We start from the raw sequence: 2,278 nt of genomic DNA on the forward strand, positions 1-2,278 counted from the left end.
ATGCACGGCGCCTTCCAGACCCTGGTAGAGCCGGTCGGCGGCGTCGTGCAGCCGGCCGACGCGGGCCAGCGCGGCGCCGTGACCGACCAGGGCACGGGCCAGTTCGTACGCGGCGGGCGACCGCTGGAGGTGGTCGACGGCCTGCGCGTGCAGATCGAGCCCCGCCTCACCGCCCGTCACCTCCGCCTGGGTGTGCAGGGCCTGGCCGATCGCGGACGCCGCGCCGAAGTCCCGGGCGCGCTTCACGGCGGCCTGCGCATGGCGCACCGCCCGGTCGGGAGCACTGCGGGACAGAGCCGAGGCCAGCCCCAGCTGCCAGGGGCACCACGCGGGGTTGCGCCAGTCCCGGCTCTCCAGCCACTCGCCGACGCGGAACAGCAGGGGCGCGGCCTCCTCGGGCCGGCCCTCCGCCAGAAGGAGCTCGGCGTGGACGGTGCGCGGATCGGGGTAGATGACGGCGTTCGGGATGATGTCGCCGTACTGGTACTTGTCGGCGAGCCGGCGTGCCGCCACGACACGGCCCCGGGCCAGCAGGGTCTGGATCAGGATGCCGATGGCGAACCACTGGGCGGGCACCGCGCCTTCCACCCGGTCGGCGATGCCCAGGCCCTCCCGCACCAGGTTCTCGGCCTCGGCCAGGCAGCCGCGGCGGTACCGGATGTATCCGGAGAGCGTCTGGCCCAGGGCCAGATGGGAGCCGCGCCAGCCCTTCGACTCGCACTCGGCCATGCCCTTCGCGAACAGTTCCTCCGCCCGTCGCGGCTGGTCGCAGTACATGAACACCAGCGCGACCGAGACGGGCACCTCGAAGCCCCGGTTCTCATGAGTCCAGCTCAGCCCACCGCGCAGGGCCTCCTCGGCGTACGCGAGCGCCTTCTGCCGGGGCTCGCCGCACATCATGGCGTCCCAGGCGCGCGACCCGAGGATGTAACGCTCCTCCAGGCCGCGGCAGGACAGCCGGTCGGCGAGCCGGGCCAGCGCCCGCGAACGGCCGGACGAGTCCGCCTCGTCGGTGCGGAACGCGCTCCACACGAAGTGGTCGCCCTGCATCCGCAGCCGGATCCGGGGATGGACGGCGGCCCGCTGCGCCTCCTCGGCGGCCACCGTCGCGGCCTCCGCCATCCGGTCGGTGTGGGCCAGCGCCTGGGTCAGCCGGTACACCATCGAGGCGCGCAGCTCGGGGTCGATGCCCGGTTCCGCGAGCGCCTCCCGCAGATGCGCCACGGTGGCCGTGGGCTTGATGAGGAAGGTCGCGCAGGCGAGTTCGTGCAGCAGCGCGGCGCGCTCCTCCGGCGGCGGCGGCTCCTGCAGCGCCCGGTTCAACAGCCGTCGGGCCGCTTCCGGGGCACCCGAGTGCAGGGCCTCGCGGGCGGCCTCCCGCAGACAGTCCACGGCCTCGGAGCTGCCCTCGCAGGGCACCTCCAGCAGGTGCCGGGCCGCGGCGGCGTGGCCGAGCCCGGCCGCGCGGACGGCCTCCGCGGCCGAGTTGTGCATGCCCTCCCGCAGGCTCGGCCCGATGGACCGGTAGATCGTGGTGGCGATCAGCGGGTGGACGAACTCCAGGCTCTCCCCGGGGCCCTCGCCGTCGGCCAGGATGCGGGCGGCGCGCAGCTTCTCCGTCGCCTCGGCCGCCGCCGTGCTGCCGATCGCCGCGATCCGGGCGGCCAGTTCCAAAGAGATGGCCTGCCCGAGGATCGCCGCCGCGTAGGCGAAGCGGACGGTGGTGGTGCCGAAGCCCTGCAGCCGCTCGATCAGCCCGGGCCCCTTCACCGCGGCCGCCAGGTCGCGCATCGCGGGCAGATCGTCACCGGTGCCCCTGAGGTTGCGCTCGCCGAGCCTGATGGAGAGTTCCACGACCTCGAACGGGCTTCCTCCGGTGACCTCCCAGCACTCCTCGCAGAACCCGTCCTCGGCCTCCTCGCCGACCTCGTCCCTGATGATCCGGGCCACGGCCGTGGCACTGAGCGGCGCCAGGGTGAACGGACGGTTCCCCAGATCCGCGGAGGGCGCGCTGAAGGCCGCCCCCTCAAGGGGCAGTTCGGGCCGGAAGGCGACGACGACCAGCATCGACAGGTCCACCGCCCGGGGCGCGAACGAGGCAAGCCAGCTCAGTGACTCCACGTCCGCCCAGTGCAGGTCGTCCAGCAGCAGGACGACGGGCGCCTTCATCACCGCGAGGCGCGTCATCACCCAGTCGAGGCCGTCCCGGACTGTGCCGCCTGGCTCATCGGGCTCACACTAACGCTCCTGGTTGTAGGTGCTGTCAGGACCGAAGCCC

1 protein-coding gene is annotated in these 2,278 nt (G+C 73.6%); it reads right to left on the bottom strand.

The window, feature by feature from the left end:
• Nucleotides 1-2,187 (bottom strand): ATP-binding protein (locus tag ABZ281_RS46465; protein WP_356664550.1); only part of this gene is annotated, 2,187 nt, incomplete at its 3' end.
• Nucleotides 2,188-2,278 lie beyond the last annotated feature (91 nt).

The sequence above is a fragment of the Streptomyces sp. NPDC006265 genome (assembly GCF_040613555.1).
Taxonomy (GTDB): domain Bacteria; phylum Actinomycetota; class Actinomycetes; order Streptomycetales; family Streptomycetaceae; genus Streptomyces.